Here is a 19,722-nt window from a genome sequence, read left to right as displayed (position 1 = left end):
CCACCGTTGACCCACCGTTGACCATTACTGAGCCAACAATGACGATGCAAACCAATTCCCTTCCGTTCCAGGTGTCCGGCGCGAATGCGCTGAACGGCAATAACGCCACCCAGCGCAATGCCTCGGCCGACAAGCCGGCCGCGAACGCGAATGGTGGCTTCGGCGCCACCTTCTCGCGCGAACTGGCCCAGCGCCAGCAGCCGCAGCCGGCCGCTCCGGCGCCAGCGCCCGCACCGGCCCAGCAGGCTAAGCCGGCCCAGCAGGGATCCAAACCGGCCCAGGCCGACAAGCCCGCCAGCCGCGAGCCGGCGCACCAGGCCGCCGCCAAGCCGGCCGCCGACAGTGCGCCCAAGACCGCCAAGGCCGACAGCAAGGGCAGCGCCGAAGAGTCGGGCGACGCGGCCCAGGCCGCCGAGGCGGCCGAAGCGGCGACCACGCCGGTGACCGACATGCTGGCCTTCATGGCCAGCCTGCAGCAGCCGGCCGCGAATGCCGCTGTCGCCACCGATGCAGCCGCCGGCGGCAGCGCCGTCGAAGCGCAACTGACCGCGCTCGAGAACGCCATGAAGAACCTGAAAGGCAGCGCCACCGGTGCCGACGGCGCGGCAGTGACGAGCGACGACAGTGGCGCCGGCCTCAAGCTGGCCACCGGTGTGGTGCCGGCCGCCACCGATGCGGTCGCTGCGCAGCAGGAAGTGGCCCTGCAAGGCCAGGATGGCCAGCAGGACGCCGCCCAGTTCGGCGCCCACCTGCGCGAAGCCCAGCAGGCTGTGCCGGCCGCCGCCGAAGAAGCCGCGCCGCCGCTGGCCCAGCTGCAAGCCCAGGCTACCAAGCTGGCCGAGGTGCAGAATCCGGCCGCCACCGGCGACCGTATCCCGGCCCGGGTCGGCACCCAGGCCTGGGACAACCAGGTCAGCCAGCGCATCGTGTACATGATCGGCAAGGAACAAGCCGCCACCCTGACCCTGAACCCGCCGGATCTCGGTCCGGTGCAGGTGGTGCTGAACGTCAGCAACGACCAGGCCACGGTCGCCTTCTCGTCGCAGCAGCTCGAGGTACGCCAGGCGCTTGAAAACGCCATGCCGCGCCTGCGCGAGATGATGAGCGAGAGCGGCATCGCGCTGGGCAATGCAACGGTGGACGCCGGTGCGGCCAACCAGCAGGGTTCGCAGAATAACGAGCGCCGTGCCGAGGGCGGTAACGGCAATGGTGGCGGGAATGGTCTCGCCGGGACCGGCCAGGGCGAGGTGGCCGTGAATGAAGTGGCGCCGCGCGCGACGCGCACCGTGGCGCTGGGTGACCGCGGGATGGTCGACTTGTTTGCGTAATCGCCTCGGGATTTCCTCGTGATCGCTAGCTAACTCAACCATATCCACCACCCTGAAGACCGTCATCCCCGCGCAGGCGGGGATCCAAGTTTCTGTGCTCAGCCACTATGGTTTGCGCTAGTGGCTGCAGGAAGAACTTGGATTCCCGCCTGCGCGGGAATGACGGTTTTTAGGCTAACAACAAGGTTGAGAGCGACGGCATAGCCACGAGATTACGATCTTTCCACGCCCTCTCCACAACCCCCAAATTACCCCCTCTTCTCCCCTCTGTTCAAAGCTTGCCCCACCGCATCTTTCCGCGACAATGCATAATGTTGTCCCACCCAATCAACCAGCTCACACCGACCTATCTTGAAAGCGAATCCGAAAATGAAGGCTGATCCGAAAGCGGACGCGGCAGCAGCGGCGCCAGCCGGCTCGAAGAAAAAGCTCATCATCATGATCCTCGCCGCCATTCTCGTGCTTGGCGCGGGTGCGGGCGGCGGCTGGTATTTCAGCCAGTCGCAGGCCGCGCATGGCGAAGAAGAAGCGCCGGCCAAGGAACACAAGAAAAAGAAAAAGAAAGATCCTGAAGCCAAGCCCGAATACGTGCCGGTGGAAGCCTTCACCGTCAACCTGCAGCCGGAAAACGGCGAGCAATACCTGCAGGTACAGTTCACCCTGCAGGTGGCCGGCGCCGAACAGGCCACCCTGGTCAAGGACAATATGGCGGTGGTGCGCAACCGCGTGCTGCTCCTGCTGTCGGGCAAAAAAGCGTCTGAGATCAATACCGTGCAAGGCAAGCAGCAGCTCGCCACCGAGATCAAGGAAACGGTGACCGAGCCCTTCGAGAAAGATGGCGACGAACAGGAAGTGTCCGACGTATTATTTACTTCGTTTATCATCCAGTAAACGCACTCGACGATAGCAAGCACCATGGCCGATAATTTCCTCTCCCAGGAAGAAGTCGATGCCCTCTTAAAAGGGGTCAACGGCGATCAGGACGACATTGCGACGCCTGAAGACACCTCGGGGGTCCGCACCTATAACCTGGCAACGCAGGAACGCATCGTGCGCGGCCGCATGCCGACGCTCGAGATCATCAACGAGCGTTTCGCCAGGTATCTGCGGGTCGGCCTGTTCAACTTCCTGCGCCGCAGCGCGGAAGTCTCGGTGGGCTCGGTGCGGGTCTCCAAGTACAGCGAATTCATCCGCAACCTGGTGGTCCCGACCAACCTCAACCTGATCCACATGAAGCCGCTGCGCGGCACCGCCCTGATGGTGTTCGATCCGGGCCTGGTGTTCCTGCTGGTGGACAACCTGTTCGGCGGCGACGGGCGCTTCCATACCCGCGTCGAGGGCCGCGACTTTACCCAGACCGAGCAGCGCATCATCATGCGCATCCTCGACATCGTGTTCGAGGCCTACGGCAAGTCGTGGGAGCCGGTGTACCCGATCGAGTTCGAGTACATCCGTTCCGAGATGAACACCCAGTTCGCCAACATCGCGACCCCGAACGAGGTGGTGGTGTCGTGCACCTTCACGGTCGAGCTCGGTTCTGTATCGGGCCAGATCCACTTCTGCATGCCCTACTCGATGATCGAGCCGATCCGCGATGCGCTGACCTCGAGCATCCAGGGCGAGGCGCTGGAAGTCGACAAGCGCTGGGTGCGCCTGTTGACGCAGCAGATCCAGGTGGCCGAGGTCGAGCTGGTCGCGGTGCTGGGCCACGGCAAGGCCAATTTCGACGAGATCCTGAACATGAAGGTGGGCGACGTGATCCCGCTGGTGGTGCCGGAAATGCTGGAGGCCACGGTGGACGGGGTGCCGGTGATCGAGTGCAGCTACGGCGTCAACAACGGCCAGTACGCGCTCAAGGTCGAGAAGCTGCTCGCCAATAGCGACACGTTCAGCAAGTAACAGGTAAATTATCCATATTGGCAAGGCGCCACGCGCCGGCCACGCAATACAGGAGAAACAGCATGGCTGACAACCAGGACGACCAGGACCACATCGACGACGATTGGGGCGCGGCGATTGCCGAGCAGGCCGCGGCCGAAGCGGCGGCGCTCGAGCGCCAGCAAACCCAGCAGGCCACCGCCCCGGCAGCGGCCGCCGCCGTGTTCAAGGATTTCTCGAACAAGGGCGCCAAGAGCGACACGCCGAACGACATCGACTTCATCCTCGACATACCGGTGCAACTGACCGTGGAACTGGGCCGCACCAAGATCGCCATCAAGAACCTGCTGCAGCTGGCGCAGGGCTCGGTGGTCGAGCTGGACGGCCTGGCCGGCGAGCCGATGGACGTGCTGGTGAACGGCTGCCTGATCGCCCAGGGCGAGGTGGTGGTCGTGAATGACAAGTTCGGGATCCGGCTCACTGATATCATCACGCCATCTGAACGGATTCGTAAATTGAATAAATGATTCCTCGTCTCGCCCTGGCGTTGCTGATCCTTCCCTTGATGGCGTCGGCAGCACCGCAAAACACCGCCGCCGAGTTGCCGGCCCATGCGCCGGCGCCGGCCGCCCAGCAAGACTCGGCCGACCCGCGCCGCCCGGGCGAGACCACCACCGGCCGCCCGCCCGCTTCGGCGCGGCCGGCATCTGAAACCGCGCAGCCCGCACCCAACGAGGCGCCGATCGCTCCGCTACCGGGCGACAACCCCGCAACGGCCCCGACCGTATCGCCCGATACCGCCGCCGCGCCGGCCACTACCACTCCTCCAGCTCCCACCGTCACGCCCGCGCCCGCACCCGCGCGCCCGCAAGTGACCATGCCCGCCACCACCGGTCCCGGCGCCGGCGGCCTGCTGCAGACCATCTTCGCCCTGCTGCTGGTGCTCGGCCTGCTGGCGGGCCTGGCCTGGTTCATGAAACGCTACGGCCCCAAGGCCATGGGCAGCAGCGCCAACCTGCGCGTAGTCGGCGCCCTGAACATCGGCGGACGCGAACGCATCATGGTGGTCGAAGTCGGCGACCAGTGGATCGTGGTCGGCGCCGCGCCGGGCCGCGTGAACGCCCTGCACACCATGCCGCGCCAGGAAGGCGAGGCGGAAATTGCTCCGGCCGCTGGCGGCGCGCCGGCCGCCAGCTTCGCGGACTGGCTCAAGAAGACGATCGACAACCGCGGCATCCGACCTGGTATCAAGCGCAATGCGAACTAAACACATCCTGCTGGCCGCCGGCCTGGTGGCGCTGCCACTGCTCGCCATCGCCCAGCCCGGCATTCCGGCCTTCCAGACCAGCACCGCACCCGGCGGCGGCACCGCGTATTCGCTGCCGATCCAGACCCTGCTGCTGCTGACCTCGCTCACCTTCCTGCCCGCCGCGCTGCTGATGATGACCGGCTTCACCCGCATCATCATCGTGCTCTCGCTCTTGCGCCAGGCGCTCGGCACCCAGACCGCGCCGCCGAACCAGGTGATGGTCGGGCTGGCGCTGTTTTTGACCTTCTTCGTGATGGGCCCGACCTTTGACCGCATCTACAGCGAAGCCTACCTGCCGCTGCAGAGGAACGAGATCCAGATGCCCGAGGCCATGACGCGCGGCGCGGTGCCGCTCAAGGAATTCATGATCAAGCAGACGCGCCAGTCCGACCTGGCGCTGTTCGTCAAGATCTCGCGCTCGGAAGCGCTGCAGGGCCCGGAAGACATTCCGCTGCGGGTCCTGATCCCGGCCTTCGTCACGAGCGAGCTGAAGACGGCGTTCCAGATCGGCTTCGCGATCTTCATCCCGTTCTTGATCATCGACATGGTGGTGGCCTCGGTGCTGATGTCGATGGGTATGATGATGATGTCGCCGGCCGTGATCGCGCTGCCGTTCAAGCTGATGCTGTTCGTGCTGGTCGACGGCTGGCAACTGCTGCTGGGCTCGCTGTCCCAGAGTTTCTACTAGAGGACGCGATGACCCCCGAAAGCGTGATGACGATGGGCCGCACGGCCATGGAAGTGACCCTGATGATCTCGGCGCCGCTGCTGCTGGTGGCCCTGATCATCGGCCTGATCATCAGCATCTTCCAGGCCGCGACCCAGATCAACGAAGCGACGCTGTCGTTCATCCCGAAGCTGGTCGGCGTGTTCGTGGCGCTGGTGGTGGCGGGGCCGTGGATGCTGTCGGTGATGCTGGACTATATGCGGCAGGTGTTTACCGGGATTCCGGGGTTGATCGGCTGAGATGGTGGTGCGGGCGGCGGTGCAAGCGGTGATTGAGCGCGTCGGCGGCACAGCCGCCAACCCTACGGTGAGCATCGGCGTGCCGGTCGTGGCGGCATGCTGACGCTCACCGCGGCAGAGCTCAACGCCTGGGTTGCGGGGCTGCTGTGGCCGTTATCGCGGATCCTGGGGCTGATCGCCTCGGCGCCGCTGTTCGGCAATGCCGGCGTGCCGGTCTCGGTCAAGGTCTCGCTCGGCGTGCTGCTGGCGCTGGTGATGGCGCCGCTGGTGCCGGCGGCGCCGGCGGCCGACCCGACCTCGTGGGCCGGCCTCCTGATCCTGGTGAAGGAAATGATCATCGGCCTGGCGATGGGCTTCGCCATGCGCCTGGTGTTCGCCGCCATCGAATATGCCGGCGAGGTGGCCAGCCAGACCATGGGCCTGGGCTTCGCCATGTTCTTCGACCCCTCCACGCGCGGCCGCTCGTCGGCCGTGAGCCAGTTCATGGCGCTGGTGGCGACCATGGCTTTTCTCGCCGTCAATGGCCACCTGGTGCTGCTCGAGGCGCTGGCGGAAAGCTTCATCACCATGCCGATCACCAGCACCCCGTTCTCGGGCAACGCGCCGCTGGAACTGGCGCGCTGGGGCGGACGGATCTTCTCGGCCGGGCTGCAGCTGTCACTGCCGATCGTGGCCGCCCTGCTCATCACCAACGTCGCGCTCGGCATCCTGACGCGCGCCGCGCCGCAGCTGAACCTGTTCGGCATCGGCTTTCCGATCACGCTGGGCGTGGGCTTCCTGACCCTGAGCCTGTCCTTGCCCTACCTGAGCACGCCGATCGTCAACCTGTTCAACCAGGGTGTCGAGGCCGGCCGTTCGCTGCCGCGCGCGGCCAATCCGCAACCGGGCGCGCCAGGGTCCACCGTGACCCCGCCGCCGGCCAACGCGCCGGTGACCACCGCCCCCGGCTAACATTCGCCAGCCACGCGCGGGCACGCTCACCGGCAATGGCACGCACAGCGGCGGAATTTCGCGCCAATGCTATTTAGCTAACAAACAAAACCGCATTGCAGGGGTAGCCTGAGGTTTCGGGGCGCGCTTCGTTTGCGCCAAGCCACTCTATGGCCTAGCTACCATGAAAACATCGAAACCCGTCAAAATCGTCGGCGCCGTCCTGCTCGGCATCATCACCATCGTCATCCTGTTCTTCCTGCTGTTCGACTGGAACATGCTACGGCCTTACATCAACCGCAAGGTGTCGGAAAGCACCGGCCGCGAATTCGCCATCCGCGGCGACCTGGACGTCAAGTTCCGGCGCAACCAGTACAGCCAGGAAGGCTGGCGCCGCTGGATACCGCATCCGCGTGTGTTCGCCAACGATGTCCACATGAGCAACCCAAGCTGGAGCACGGTCGGCCCGGAAATGGCCAGCGCACAGCTCGTGGAAGCGGCCTTCCACCTCCTGCCGCTGCTGGGCAAGAATGCGGTCCTGACCGACCTGCAGCTGGCGGCGCCGAACATCGCCGTCGAGCGGCGCAAGGATGGCCGCAACTCCTGGACCTTCAAGGATAACGGACCGTCGGAATGGAAGGTCGACATCCAGCGCCTGGCCTTCAACAGCGGCCGGGTGCGCTACGTCGACGAGCCGATCGGCCTGGATCTGCGCGCCGAAGCGAAATCGATCGAGGGCAATAACGCAGCGCCTGCAGACGGCGTGCAGCCCTACGGCCTGGCCTTCACCCTGGACGGCACCTACAACAAGGCGAAAATCAGCGGCGGCGGCCGCGCCGGCGCGGTGCTGTCGCTGACCGACGAGCACACCACCTTCCCGATCGAAGCCAAGGCCGACATCGGCGACAACAAGATCGGCCTGCAGGGCACGATCCGCGATCCGCGCTCGATCGCCGGCTTCGAGCTGCAGATGCAGCTGGGCGGCGCCAGCATGGCCGACCTGTATGCCCTGACCGGCGTGCTGCTGCCGGAAACCCCGCCCTACTCCACCAGCGGCCATTTGCTGGGCAAGAAGAACGGCGACTTCTGGTCCTTCACCTACAAGGATTTCAAGGGCAAGGTCGGCGCCAGCGATATCGGCGGCACCCTCACCTACGCCCAGCGCGCCACCCGTCCGCTGCTCACCGGCAACGTCGCTTCGCAGCAGCTGCGCCTGGCCGACCTGGGTCCGACCGTGGGCGCCGACACCGGCGCCGGCACCAAGGCCGCCGGCAAAGTGAAAGCGCCGGCCGAAGGCAAGGCGCTGCCGGTCGACCAGTTCAACACCGAAAAATGGGGCGCGCTCGACGCCGAAGTGAAGTTCAGCGGCAAGCGCATCGTGCGCACCCACGACATCCCGCTGAGCGACATCGAAACCACGATCCGCATGAAAGACAAGGTGCTGACGCTGACCCCGCTCTCGTTCGGCATGGCGGGCGGACGCATCACCTCGAACATCCGTCTGGACGGCACCGACAAGACGCTGGACGCCTCGGCCCGCATCGCGGCGCGCGGCCTGAAGATCCGCGAACTGTTCCCGAAACTGCAGTCGATGCAGGCCAGCTTCGGCGAAGTCAACGGCGACGGCGCCCTGGCCGGACGCGGCAACTCGGTGGCGGCCATGCTGGGCACCTCGCAGGGCGAGCTGAACGCCGTGGTGACCGAAGGCACGGTCAGCCGCTTCATCCTGGAACTGGCCGGCCTGAACGTGGCGAATGCCGTGTTCGTGAAGATCTTCGGCGACAAGCAGACCCTGCTGCACTGCGTGGCGGCCCAGACCACGGTGCGCAATGGCCGCGCCAACATCGACCGCTTCGTGCTCGACAGCGAAGAAGCGGTGGTGAACGCCACTGGCTACGTCGACCTGGCCAAGGAGCAACTGGACGTCGACGTGCGCCCGCGCACCAAGGGCACGCGCGTGCTGTCGCTGCGCACCCCGCTGTATGCGCGCGGCAGCTTCACCGATCCCAAGGTCGGCCCGCACGTGGGTCCGCTGGCGCTGAAGGGTGGCGCGGCACTGGCGCTGGCGGCGGTGACGCCGGTGGCAGCTTTGATTCCCTTGATTAACGTCGATCGCGCGCCGGATACCAATTGCGGCGCCGAGATTGCCGCGGCGACCAAGAAGCCGAGCATGAAGCCGGCGCCGAAGGTGGGGGATGCCGCGCCGGCAAGCGACAAAGCCGCACCGGCCGCAACCAAGAGCGGAAACAAGGCCGAGCTGCATCCGAAGGCCGCAACGCAATAAGCACTTCTACAGCTGCATGGCGACCACCCATCAGGCGCCATGCAGCCAATTCTGCCGCGTCATGTAAGCATCGCAATCGGCGCCTCTGCACAGCGGCAAGACTGATTGCTCAGTATCTGGCAGGCATTTGGCTTCGTAACGCGCCCGGGCGTCATTGCGCACGGTGAGAACATCGATATAGGTCTTGACCGTGGAGCGTCCCCTTAACCATTGCTGGGTCTGATGGTCGACGTGAAACGTCAGACCGCTGCTGCTTGCCGTTGCCCACACCTTGGGTCTTTCCTTCTTGCGGGGATGGATCGAGATGGCACCGAAGCGAACCGCGCACATGGCATATCCTTCCGGCGCCTTGATCGAGTAAATGTGATAGCCGCGCCGGGGTTGCTGCTGCTCTTGAGAGGTTCGCTCCGCGCCCGCGGCGGCGGCGCTTGCACCGAGCGCCGCTACCGTATCCGGAGGTACTCCCAGGTAGGCGGCACCAAGGACAATCACAGGTCCGATCACCGGATGTGACATTGCCGCATTCACTTCGTCGAGCACGCTTTCTGGATTTAGCCTCGATGACACAACCGTGGTAAAGACGATGCTTTCTGGTGCTGGCGCGTTGGTGGCTGGTGCTTGGGCGATGGCCGGCGCCATAATGACGGCGAAGGCAATATGAAGCGCGACGACAAGCGTGAGGACAAGTAAGGCGGCGCGCGAATGTCTGGCGATATCGTGCATGGCAGGCTCCTTGGTCAGTACCATTCGATACTGATACAAGCGTCTGCGCCGCCCGTGAGAACAGGGGTTTCCTTGCGCTGAATAGAGAACGAATTGTGCGAAAACGACTAATTCGCAGCCTGCATGCTGGCAGATCGGCAGCAGCCATCTGCCGCGGACGTCGAGCTGTTACAGGTAATTGAACAGCGACAGCCCCGACATCGTCTTGAACGACATCTGCGCCGCCTGCAGCGTCATCTGCTGCTGCGAGAAGTCCGAGATCGCCTTGACCATGTCCAGGCCCTGCAGGTCGTCCATGGTGGCCGAATACTGCACCGCCAGGTCGTCGCCGGCGCTGTCGAGGTAGTCGAGTTCCTTCATGTGGGCGCCGACCGAGGCCTGCACCGTCAGCACGTTGCTGTGGCCCTGCTGCAGATTGTTCAGCGCCGTGTTCAGGCTGTTGGTCAGCGCCGCCTTGCCGCTCGAGCCATCGGTCGGTTTGCGCAGGTCGGCGATCAGGTTGGTCACGGTGGTGAACACCGATTCCTTGGTACTCGGCGCCACGCTGAACTTGTCGCCGCTGGCCGGCTCGCCCTTGATGTCGAACGACATGCCATCGATCGCGATCGCCTTGCCCGCTTCATACGGCTGGGCCGGGCCGACCAGGCCGGTGGTCTTGTCGGTGACGGTATAGGTGGTCACCGGCGGCGTGGCGTCGCTGACGTTGAAGGTCAGTTCATACGGCTTGAGCGGTGCGTTGCGGTCGGTCACCGAGCCGGTCGAGATGATGGCTGCGCCCGTGTTCTTGGCATAGGCCTTGGTCTGGAACACGCCGTTGCCGGTCGGGATCGCGTCGAACACGGCGCTGCCCGAAGCCGACAGCGGTATCTTGCGCGAGTCGCTCACCTGCAGCTGGCGCACGCCCTGGTCGCCCTGGTAGGTGGCGCCGTCCGGTGCGCTGGTGTATGGCACGGTGGTGGTCTTGTAGCCCGAGAACAGGTAGCCGCCGTTGCCGTCCGAGGTGTTGGCCACGGCGAACAGGTCTTGCAGCCGGCCCTCGAGTTCCACCGCCAGCGCTTCGCGGTCGCTCGGCAGCATGGTGCCGTTGCCGGCGTCGACCACGATGCGCTGGAATTCCTGCATCAGCTCGCCCGCGTTCTGCAGCGCGCCCTCGACCGCCGACAGCGACGAATTGGCGCTGTTGCGGTTGGTGGCGAACTGCTCGTTCCTGCCCTGCGACTGGCTCACCTCCAACGCGCGCGCCGAGGCCACCGGATCGTCGGCCGGGGTCAGCACGCGGCGGTTGGTCGACAGCTGCATCTGGGTGCGCGCCAGCGCGCTCTGCAGGTTGTTGAGCTGGCTGGACGAGGTGTTGTACAGGTTCAGGGTGCTTACGCGCATGATTTACTCCGTATCCTTCAGGCGCCGCTTTTAGCGGCCGATCGACAGCAGGCTGTCGAAGATGGTGCCGGCGATCTGCATCACCTTGCTGGCGGCCTGGTAGGCCTGCTGGTACTTGATCAGGTTGGTGGCTTCTTCGTCCAGGTTGACGCCCGAGACGTCCAGCGCCGCGTTCTGCGACTGCTGCAGCAAGGCGTTGCCGGCGGCGGCATTGACCTGCACTTCGCGCGTCTTGTTGCCGACCGTGCTGACCATCTGGGCGTACGACGATTGCAGCGTCGCGGTGCCGTTGTTGAAGATGTTCTTGGTCTGCAGCTGGCCCAGCGCGGCGATGTTGCGGGTGTCGCCGATGCCGCCCTTGTTGTCGGCGATGGTGAATTCGTCGCCGGTGTTGGGCGCGCCGGTCAGGGTCACGCTCACGCCGCCGAAGGAATAGGTCGCGCCATCCACGAACTTGACCCGGTCGAGCGGGATCGGGTCGCCCTCATTGAGCGGCTCACCCGTGCTGTCGATACCGGTCACGATGGCGCCATCCGGGAAGCCGGTGATCAGGGCGTTGCCGTTTTCCTTCTTGTAGATGAGCGTGACCGGCAACGTCGTTGCTCCCGCGCCCAGGAAATTCTTGTCGACCACGCCTTCGCTGATCTTGCCGGTGCCGGTGTTCTTCAGATTCACACTGGTGGCGATCGGGGCGCCGGCAGCGATCTGCGACACGTCGTTGGCCAGCACCTTGAAGTCGGCGGCGCCGTTGAGGGTCGGACGCACCACGAAGTTGTCGCCGTCGCGTGGCGCCCCCTTGAAGTTGAACTCGACCCCGCCATACGTGACACTGGCAACGCCGTCCGCATCCGGCTTGACCGAAGCCATTTCCTTGCCGTCGGACAGACGCATGACACTGTAAGTGCCTTCCTTGTAGCGCACCTCGAAGTCGTTGTCGGTCAGCTTGGACGGATCGACCACCTTGGCCTTGAGCGAGGATTCGCTCAACGGCGAGCTGTTGATGCTCTTGCCTACAAACGCTTGCGCTTCCTCGAAGAATTTCTTGCCCGGCTGCCCATTCTGGTCCACGCCCAGCTCGTGCTGGCGGTTGAATTCGAAAGCCAGGCCGATCGCGACCTTGCCGAGCGCGCTCTGGGCCGTATCCAGGGTGCCGGTGCGGAACTCGAGCACGCCGCCCAGCTCGCCGCCGGTGAGGGCGCCGTCGGGCAGGATGGTGACCTTGTTGCCGGTCTGGTAGCCGACTTCCACGCGGCTCAGGTCGGTCGGCGACGGTACCGCCGCCAGCTGGAACGCGTCCTGGCCCACCACCAGCGGCTGGCCGCTGCCGATCGAGACCGTCAGGCTGTTGTTGTCGCCCGGACGGACGCTGGCTTTCACGTACTTGTTCAGTTCCAGCACCAGCTGGTCGCGCTGGTCGAGCAGGTCGTTCGGCGCGCGCTGGGCGGTGGTGGCGAAGTTGCCGATCTGCTCATTGAGCTTGGCGATCTGGGTGGCGTAGGTGTTGATCGCGGTGACGCTGGTCTCGATCTGGGCGTTGACGCCGCTGCGGATCTCGCCCAGGCGCGCATCGAGCGCCTGGAAGCGCGTGGCCAGGGTTTCGCTGGACGACAGCATGGCCTGGCGCGACGGCACCGAGGCGCCGTTGGCCGCCATGTCCTGCACGCCGCTGAAAAAGTCTTGCATAGCCGGCGACAGGCCCGAGGTGGTGTCGGCCAGCAGGTTGTCGATCTGCTTGATCTGGCTGTAGTACGACTCCAGGCCGCTGGTGCTGGCCTGGGCGGTGCGCACCTGGTTGTTCAGGAAGTCGTCGCTGTAGCGCTTGATCTGGGCGATCTGGGTGCCGGTGCCGAGGAAGCCGACGCCGGTGTCGAGCGCGACGCTGGTGGCCTGCACCACGCCCTGGCGGCTGAAGCCGGCCACGTTGGCGTTGGTGATGTTGTGACCGGTCGTGGACAAGGCTGCCTGCGCTGCGAACAGGCCGGTTTTACCGATGGCGAGGAGACTGGACATGACTTTTTTCTCTCTTTAACAATACCGTCTACGGCAGCGATTCAGAAAACTTGATAGTGGTATTTCTACCACGCTAATTGCCTTGTTTCGGCCGCTCAGGCCAGGGAATTCTTGATCACCCGGGTCAGCTTGGCGGCGTAGTTCGGGTCGGTCGCGTAACCGGCGCGCTGCAGGCCGTGGGCAAAGGCGGCGGCGTCGCCACCGCTGTTGATGACTTTTTCGTAGCGCGGGTTGCGGGCCAGCATATTGGCGTAATCCTTGAACGACTCGGCCGGCGAATCGTAGGCGCGGAATTTCTCGACGCGGGTCTGCGGACGGCCGTTGACGTATTCGGTGGTGACCGATTCGGCAACCTTGCCTTTCCAGCCAGGGCCGGCCTTGATGCCGAACAGGTTGTGGCTGTTGCTGCCGTCGGCGTTCTTGATCATGCGCTTGCCCCAGCCGGTCTCGAGCGCGGCCTGGCCCAGCATGAACTTGGCCGGCACGCCGGTGGTCTTCTCGGCTTCGAGCGCATGGTTGTGCAGCTTTTCCTGGAACGCACGCACGTGCGGCGCCTGGATGCGGCCGCTCTCGGTGGTGGCCGGCAGCTTGGCGACCTGGTCCGATGCCGACACCGGGGTTTGAGCGCCGGCCGCGGCCGCACTCTTGAGCATGGCGGCGGCATTGCCGAATGGATCAGCCGCAGCCGCCGCGCCACCGGCGCCATTGCCTTCGGCGCCGATCGCCAGCGCCTGCTGGCCCATCTGCTGGCTGCTCAGCTGGCGCACCAGCACGTCGGCCAGGCCCATGCCGCGCTTGGCCAGGTTCTGGCTGGTCTGCTGGTCGAGCATGGTGGTGAAGGTCTTGGTCTGCTGGCTGTTGCCGAAGCCGTCCTCGTCCTGAGGCGTGGCGTCGCGCATGCTCTTCATCATCATGTTGATGAACATCGCTTCGAACTGGGTCGCCGTCTCTTTCAGCGCGGCCGGAGTCCCGGCCTTGGCGTCCTTCTTCAGGGCGCTCAGGCTGTTGGTGTCGAGGGCAAACTTGTTCGACAGGTCGTTGGTGTTCGAAGCGATCATGCGAGTCGGGTCCGTTGGATTAGATGATCTCGAGTTCGGCGCGCAGCGAGCCGGCGGCCTTCAGCGCCTGCAGGATGGCCAGCAGGTCTTGCGGGGTGGCGCCGATCGAATTCATCGCCTTCACCACTTCCGCCAGCGAAGCGCCGCCCTTGATGGCCAGCACCTTGCCCGGGTCTTTCTTGATCTCGACCGAATTGTTCGGGGTCACGACCGTCGCGCCACGGCTCATCGGGTTCGGCTGGCTGACGTTGGCGTCGCCGCCGATGGTCACCGACAGGTTGCCGTGCGAGATGGCGCAGTCTTCCAGCATCACGGCGCGGTTCATCACCACCGAACCGGTGCGCGCATTCATGATCACTTTCGCAGAAGCCATGGTCGGCTTGACGTCGATCTGTTCCAGCATGCCGATGAAAGCCACGCGCTGGTCGCTCGACGACGGGGTGCGCACGCGCACCACGCGGCCGTCGAGGGCGGTGGCCACGCCCGGGCCGAACTGGTCATTCACGGCTTCGACCACGCGCGCCGCGGTGGCGAAGTCGGTTTCCTTGAGTTCCAGGCGGATCTGGTTGTCGGCGCCCAGGTTCGACTGCACGGCGCGCTCGACCGTGGCGCCGTCCGAGATGCGGCCCACCGACAGGTGATTCACCTGCACCTGCGCGCCGCCGCCCGGGGCTTGCGCGCCGACTCCGCCCACCACCAGGCTGCCCTGGGCCATCGCGTACACCTGGCCGTCGGCGCCGTGCAGCGGCGCCATCAGGAGGGTGCCGCCACGCAGGCTTTTCGCGTTGCCGATCGACGATACGGTGATGTCCAGCGTCTGGCCCGGCTGGGCGAAGGCCGGCAGCGAAGCAGTGACCATCACCGCCGCCACGTTCTTCATCTGCAGCTGGGTGCCGGCCGGCAGGTTGACGCCCTTCTGCTGCAGCATGGCCTTGATCGACTGCACGGTGAACGGGGTCTGGCTGGTCTGGTCGCCGGTGCCGTCGAGGCCGACCACGATGCCGTAGCCGGTCAGCTGGTTCTGGCGCACGCCGCCGATATTGGCGAGGTCTTTCAGGCGCTCGGCGTGAGCGACCGGGGCGATACCGGCGCCGGCCAGGGCAGCGCACAACAGCAGCAGGGATGGGAACTTGCGCATGACGATTGAATCCTTGACTTAGAACGGCAGCATCGACAGGAAGAAACGCGACAGCATCGACGTCACTTCGGCGCGGTCGAGACGGCTGTTGGTGCGGTACTCGACGCGGGCGTCGGCCACCACCGTCGACGACACGATATTGCCCGGCTGGATGGTGTCGGGGCTGACCATGCCCGAGAAGCGGATGAACTCGGTACCCTTGTTCATCGCCACCTGCTTTTCGCCGGCCACGATCAGGTTACCGTTGGGCAGCACTTCGGTCACGGTCACGCCCAGCGTGCCGGTGAAGTTGTTCGATGCGCTCTGGGTGTCGCCGTCGGCGTACTTGGTGCCCGACTCCAGGCCGACATTCGCGCCGATCTTGCCGGCCAGCAGGCCAGGCGCCTTGAACTCGGCGCTGCCGGTCTTGTTGCCCGAGCTGGCGCCGTTCTTGTTGGCGGTGGTGCGTTCGCTGATGTTGATGGTCAACAGGTCGCCGATGTGACGCGCGCGGCGGTCTTCGAACATCGGACGGTAGCTGCTGGCGTTGTAGATGGCGCCGTCGCTGCCCGGCGCGGTTTCCACCAGCATCGGACGGGCGCTGGTCGGGCCCTGCACGATGGTGCTGGGAGCGGTGGCGCAACCGGTCAGGACCAGCAGCGCAGCGAACGAAGTCAGGAGTTTCATGGTAGCCAGAAAAGGAATGATGAAAGTCAGAATTACAACTGCGCCAGCTTTTGCAGCATCTGGTCGGAGGTGGTGATCGCCTTGCTGTTGATCTCGTAGGCGCGCTGGGTCTGGATCATGTTGACCATCTCTTCGACCACGTTCACGTTCGACGCTTCGACATAGCCCTGCAGCACCACGCCGGCGCCGTTGGTGCCCGGCACGTTCAGGTTGGCGTTGCCCGAGGCGGTGGTCTCGACGTACAGGTTCTCGCCGCGCGATTCGAGGCCGGCCGGGTTGATGAAGGTGGCCAGCTGCAGCGCGCCGACCTGGGTCAGCTGGGTTTCGCCGGCGATCTTGACCGACACGGTGCCGTCGCGGCCGACCGAGATCGACTCGGCATTGTTCGGGATGGTGATGGCGGGCTGGACCACGAAGCCGCTGGAGGTCACCAGCTGGCCGTTCTGGTCTTTCTGGAACGAACCGTCGCGGGTATAGGCCTGGGTGCCGTCCGGCAGCAGCACCGGGAAGTAGCCGGGGCCGTTGACCATGACGTCCTTGTCGTTGCCGGTCTGCTGGGGATTACCCTGGGTGTGGATGCGCTCGGTGGCGACGGTGCGCACACCGGTACCGATCTGCAGGCCGGAAGGCAGGTTGGATTGCTGCGACGACTGGGCGCCGGGCTGGCGCACGTTCTGGTACAGCAGGTCCTCGAACACGGCACGCGACTTCTTGAAGCCGTTGGTGCTGACGTTGGCGAGGTTGTTGGAAATGACGTCCAGGTTGGTCTGCTGGGCTTCGAGACCGGTCTTGGCGATGTACAGCGAACGAATCATGGTGGCATTCTCCTATTGGCGGCAGGAGATTCCCGCCACGCACAATAGAATTATGCCGGGGCAACACTTAATTCATAGCGAGGATCTGGGCAGCTTTTGCGGCGTTATTCTCGGCGTTCTTCAACAGGCTCATTTGGGTGTCGAACGACCTTGCCAGGGCAATCATGTCGACCATGCAATCGACGGCATTCACGTTGCTGCCCTCGAGCGCGCCGCCGGCCACCTGCACCGCGGCGTCGGCCGGGGCCGGGTTGCCGTCCTTCATGCGGAACAGGCCGTCGTCGCCGCGCACCATGTCGGCTGCCGGCGGATTGACCAGCTTCAGGCGGCCGATGATGTTGGCGGCGGCCGGCTGGTCGACGTTCGAGATGGTCGAGATGGTGCCGTCAGCGCCGACCGTGACGGTGGCGTCGGGCGGGATCGCGATCGGGCCGCCCTCGCCGGCGATGATCTGGCCGGAAGCGGTCTGCAGCATGCCGTTCGGGCTCATCTGCAGCGAACCGTTGCGGGTGTAGGCCTCGGAACCGTCCGGCATCTGCACCGCCAGCCAGCCGTCGCCCTTCACCGCCACGTCCAGGTCGCGCCCGGTCACCTGCAGCGCGCCGGCCGAGAAGTCGGCGCCGGCGGTCGAGTCGACCACGAAGGCGCGCGTCGGCAGGCCCGGACCTTGCACCGGGGCCGAACGGAAGATGTCGAGCTGGGCGCGGAAACCCGTGGTGCCGACATTGGCCAGGTTGTTCGAGGTCGTGGCCTGCTTCTCGAGGATGTGCTTGGCGCCGGTGGCGGCGGTGTAGATCAGGCGGTCCATGGTGCGGTCCTTGTCGTGTTGCGGTCGTACGGCGTTGTGTTGCGTTTCGTTGATGCGGCGGTACGTTGAACGCGTCGGCAGCGGAGCCGCCAACCCTACGTAGGGTTGGCGGGTCTCCCGCCGACGCGTTCAACCGCCGCCGGCATCAACCATCATTAACGCAGGTTCACCAGCGTCTGCAGCACCGAGTCCTGGGTCTTGATGGTCTGCGCATTGGCCTGGTAGGCGCGCTGCGCGGTGATCATGTTGACCAGCTCGGCGGTCAGGTCGACGCTTGACGCTTCGGTCGCCGACGACTGCAGCACGCCCATGCCGCCGGTGCCGGCGGTGCCGATCAGGGCGCCGCCCGAGTTCGGCGATTCAGCCCAGGCGTTGTTGCCCAGCGGCTCCAGCCCGTTCGGGTTGGTGAAGTTGGCCAGGATCACCTGGCCCAGCGGCTTGACCTGGCCGTTGCTGTACTGGCCCAGGATGGTGCCGTCCTGGCCGGTGCTGAAACGCTGCAGCGAACCGGCCTTGTAGCCGTCCTGCTCCAGGCGCCCTTCGCTGGTCGTGGTGCCGTACTGGGTGGTGCCGGCGAAGTCGAATGTGACAGGGATTTTTAATTCCGCTCCAGTTGATGGCACCACCTGTAGGTCGAGTTTGAACTGGGCATTCTTGGAATCGGTATTACCGATGGTCATGTCCAGACCGCCATTTGTGTTGAATACCAGGGTACCTACTTTCTCCGGCGATGTCTTCAACACTTTTAACATGGCCGCGTTAACCTGTTCCGGTGTAGTGCCCGGCACCAGAGCGGCGAGGTTGGCGGCAGAGCTGATTGCCTCCAGTTCGTCAGTGCTCGGCGGCGGGACCGCTTTGCTAGCTTCGTTGCGGATAGCGGTAGCGGCCTTGATAGCGTAATCTTTCATCGCATCCACCTTGCCTGCGGCATCAGCCTTATCCCAAGTGGCGCGCGCGGCAGTTACAGTGGGATCGGTCTGAGCAACGCCCGCTGCTTTCAATGCACTGTTTTCATACCCGTCCATACTGGCATATACGTCCCAGTGGCCGGCTTCTGTTTTGACGTAGAAGGTCGACAGCGTGTGCGGATTGCCCAGCGTGTCGTATACACTCATCGCGCTTTGCTTGGTGTAAGTATCGGTATCGTCAACATTGAACGGCTTCTTGATGACCTGCGGGCTACGTGAATCGAGCTGCAGTTCGATGTCGATCTTCGAGGTGACCTTCGGCGGCTGGTCCGAAGTGTCGATCTTGAGCGGCACCGGCGCGCCGGCGGCGATCTTGCCGTTCGGGCCCAGGCCATAGCCGGTCAGCTTGGCGCCCTGGGCGTTGACGATATTGCCCGATTTGTCCAGCGAGAACTGGCCGTTGCGCGAGTACTGGACCACGCCGGCTTGCTCGATGCGGAAGAAGCCGGAACCGTTGATCGCGATGTCGAGCGGGTTGTTGGTGGTTTCGATATTCCCCTGGGTGAACTGCTGGGCAATGGCCGAGACTTTCACGCCGATGCCGGGCGTCATGCCGCCGGCGCCGTTGAGCGAGCTGGCGTAGACATCGGCGAACTGGGTGGTCGAGCCCTTGAAACCGACGGTGCTCGAGTTGGCGATGTTGTTACCGATGACGTCCAGCGATTTGGCGGCGCCGTTCAAGCCGCTCAGGCCTTGTTGGAAAGACATGTTGAGATCCTAAAAGTAAAAAGGAAGTAAGCGGCTTGGCTTACAGGACTTGTTTGATATCGGCGTAGGCAACCGCGCCTGCACCCGGGAGATTCAGTTTGACGCCATCCTTGCCGCCGGTGGTGACGCTGGCGACGCTGTCGAAGGACAGGGATTTGGCGTCGGTCACCGCTTCGCCGCCCTGGGTCGCCACCACCTTGAAAGTGTACTTGCCGTCGGCCAGCGCGATCGGCTTGCCCTCGGCGTCGACATTCTTGGCATCCGGCACGCCATCCCACGCCACCGGCACGATGCCCGCTTCCTGGGCGCCAAGGTCGATGGTGGCGACTTCGTTGCCGCCGGCGTCGCTGACCACCAGCTGCACCTTGTCGGCCGGGCTCGCCAGCTCCACGCCCAGGATCGCCTGGCCCTTGGCCAGCTGCACGCCATTGCCTTCGACCAGCACGCCGTGGCCGATCAGGTTGGTCGCGGCCAGCGATTCGCTCGACTGGTAGCTGGCCTTGAGCGACTCCAGCGTCGTGTTCAGCTTGTTCACGCCGGTCACGGTCTGCAGCTGGGCCAGCTGGCTGGTCATCTGCGCGTTGTCCATCGGATTCAGGGGATCCTGGTTCTGCAGCTGGGTCACCAGCAGGGTCATGAACTTGTCGGTGTCGGCCTGAACGCCATCGGCCGATTCCTGGGCCTTGGTGTTCATGGTCTTCATCAAGTCGTTGATGTTGGCGGTCGAGGAACTGATTGGAGAGGTCATGGGGT

General features: G+C 64.7%; 19 protein-coding genes. 9 read left to right on the top strand and 10 right to left on the bottom strand.

Annotated elements, in window-relative coordinates; all coding sequences use genetic code 11:
• Positions 1-38 precede the first annotated feature (38 nt).
• The 9 genes from QPK27_RS01835 (at position 39) to QPK27_RS01795 (ending at position 8,695) form a co-directional block, all read left to right on the top strand.
• Entirely contained in the window at positions 39-1,328 is a 1,290-nt protein-coding gene (locus tag QPK27_RS01835; RefSeq protein ID WP_290416486.1) for a flagellar hook-length control protein FliK, read from the top strand.
• 369 nt (positions 1,329-1,697) lie between these two features.
• Complete coding sequence (gene fliL / locus QPK27_RS01830) at positions 1,698-2,219, top strand: flagellar basal body-associated protein FliL (RefSeq protein ID WP_290416485.1); 522 nt, start codon at positions 1,698-1,700, stop codon at positions 2,217-2,219.
• A 24-nt stretch (positions 2,220-2,243) separates the two neighbouring features.
• On the top strand, positions 2,244-3,227 hold the full coding sequence (fliM, locus tag QPK27_RS01825; protein WP_290416484.1) for a flagellar motor switch protein FliM: 984 nt from the start codon (positions 2,244-2,246) through the stop codon (positions 3,225-3,227).
• A 62-nt stretch (positions 3,228-3,289) separates the two neighbouring features.
• Positions 3,290-3,733 carry a flagellar motor switch protein FliN gene (gene fliN, locus QPK27_RS01820; RefSeq protein WP_290416483.1) on the top strand — a complete coding sequence of 148 codons (444 nt, stop codon included), beginning with the start codon at positions 3,290-3,292 and terminating at the stop codon, positions 3,731-3,733.
• The gene (fliO, locus tag QPK27_RS01815; protein ID WP_290416482.1) at positions 3,730-4,473 is read left to right on the top strand and encodes a flagellar biosynthetic protein FliO; all 744 of its coding nucleotides are present in this window, start codon (positions 3,730-3,732) and stop codon (positions 4,471-4,473) included. The genes fliN and fliO overlap by 4 nt, the downstream gene beginning before the upstream one ends.
• Positions 4,463-5,203: a flagellar type III secretion system pore protein FliP gene (gene fliP / locus QPK27_RS01810; protein ID WP_290416481.1), complete on the top strand. Its 741-nt coding sequence runs from the start codon at positions 4,463-4,465 to the stop codon at positions 5,201-5,203. The genes fliO and fliP overlap by 11 nt, the downstream gene beginning before the upstream one ends.
• A gap of 8 nt (positions 5,204-5,211) precedes the next feature.
• The gene (fliQ, locus tag QPK27_RS01805) at positions 5,212-5,481 is read left to right on the top strand and encodes a flagellar biosynthesis protein FliQ (protein ID WP_005665867.1); all 270 of its coding nucleotides are present in this window, start codon (positions 5,212-5,214) and stop codon (positions 5,479-5,481) included.
• Positions 5,482-5,577: 96 nt separating this feature from the next.
• Positions 5,578-6,432, top strand: coding sequence for a flagellar biosynthetic protein FliR (fliR, locus tag QPK27_RS01800; RefSeq protein WP_290416480.1), 855 nt, complete (start codon positions 5,578-5,580; stop codon positions 6,430-6,432).
• A 163-nt stretch (positions 6,433-6,595) separates the two neighbouring features.
• Positions 6,596-8,695, top strand: a complete 2,100-nt coding sequence (locus tag QPK27_RS01795) for an AsmA family protein (RefSeq protein ID WP_290416479.1) — start codon at positions 6,596-6,598, stop codon at positions 8,693-8,695.
• Between the two features lie 30 nt (positions 8,696-8,725).
• Here the strand turns inward: QPK27_RS01795 and QPK27_RS01790 are convergent, their stop codons facing one another.
• The 10 genes from QPK27_RS01790 to QPK27_RS01745 all read right to left on the bottom strand — a co-directional run bounded on the left by QPK27_RS01790 (position 8,726) and on the right by QPK27_RS01745 (position 19,717).
• Positions 8,726-9,418, bottom strand: a complete 693-nt coding sequence (locus QPK27_RS01790) for a hypothetical protein (RefSeq protein WP_290416478.1) — start codon at positions 9,416-9,418, stop codon at positions 8,726-8,728.
• Positions 9,419-9,586: 168 nt separating this feature from the next.
• Complete coding sequence (flgL, locus tag QPK27_RS01785) at positions 9,587-10,798, bottom strand: flagellar hook-associated protein FlgL (protein WP_290416477.1); 1,212 nt, start codon at positions 10,796-10,798, stop codon at positions 9,587-9,589.
• Between the two features lie 30 nt (positions 10,799-10,828).
• Positions 10,829-12,808: a flagellar hook-associated protein FlgK gene (gene flgK, locus QPK27_RS01780; protein WP_290416476.1), complete on the bottom strand. Its 1,980-nt coding sequence runs from the start codon at positions 12,806-12,808 to the stop codon at positions 10,829-10,831.
• Between the two features lie 95 nt (positions 12,809-12,903).
• Positions 12,904-13,866, bottom strand: a complete 963-nt coding sequence (gene flgJ, locus QPK27_RS01775) for a flagellar assembly peptidoglycan hydrolase FlgJ (protein WP_290416475.1) — start codon at positions 13,864-13,866, stop codon at positions 12,904-12,906.
• 19 nt (positions 13,867-13,885) lie between these two features.
• Entirely contained in the window at positions 13,886-15,004 is a 1,119-nt protein-coding gene (locus QPK27_RS01770) for a flagellar basal body P-ring protein FlgI (protein WP_290416474.1), read from the bottom strand.
• Positions 15,005-15,022: 18 nt separating this feature from the next.
• Entirely contained in the window at positions 15,023-15,670 is a 648-nt protein-coding gene (locus QPK27_RS01765; RefSeq protein ID WP_290416473.1) for a flagellar basal body L-ring protein FlgH, read from the bottom strand.
• A gap of 32 nt (positions 15,671-15,702) precedes the next feature.
• Entirely contained in the window at positions 15,703-16,485 is a 783-nt protein-coding gene (gene flgG / locus QPK27_RS01760) for a flagellar basal-body rod protein FlgG (RefSeq protein WP_290416472.1), read from the bottom strand.
• Between the two features lie 67 nt (positions 16,486-16,552).
• Entirely contained in the window at positions 16,553-17,293 is a 741-nt protein-coding gene (gene flgF, locus QPK27_RS01755; protein WP_290416471.1) for a flagellar basal-body rod protein FlgF, read from the bottom strand.
• Positions 17,294-17,448: 155 nt separating this feature from the next.
• A complete protein-coding gene (locus QPK27_RS01750) occupies positions 17,449-18,969 on the bottom strand; it encodes a flagellar hook protein FlgE (protein WP_290416470.1) in 1,521 nt (506 codons plus the stop codon).
• 40 nt (positions 18,970-19,009) lie between these two features.
• Positions 19,010-19,717, bottom strand: coding sequence for a flagellar hook assembly protein FlgD (locus QPK27_RS01745; RefSeq protein WP_290416469.1), 708 nt, complete (start codon positions 19,715-19,717; stop codon positions 19,010-19,012).
• Positions 19,718-19,722 lie beyond the last annotated feature (5 nt).

It is taken from the genome of Massilia sp. YIM B02443 (genome assembly GCF_030411955.1).
Taxonomy (GTDB): Bacteria; Pseudomonadota; Gammaproteobacteria; order Burkholderiales; family Burkholderiaceae_D; genus Telluria.
The sequence above is the reverse complement of the archived record's forward strand: the minus strand, read 5'-3'. Positions and strand labels throughout refer to the sequence as shown.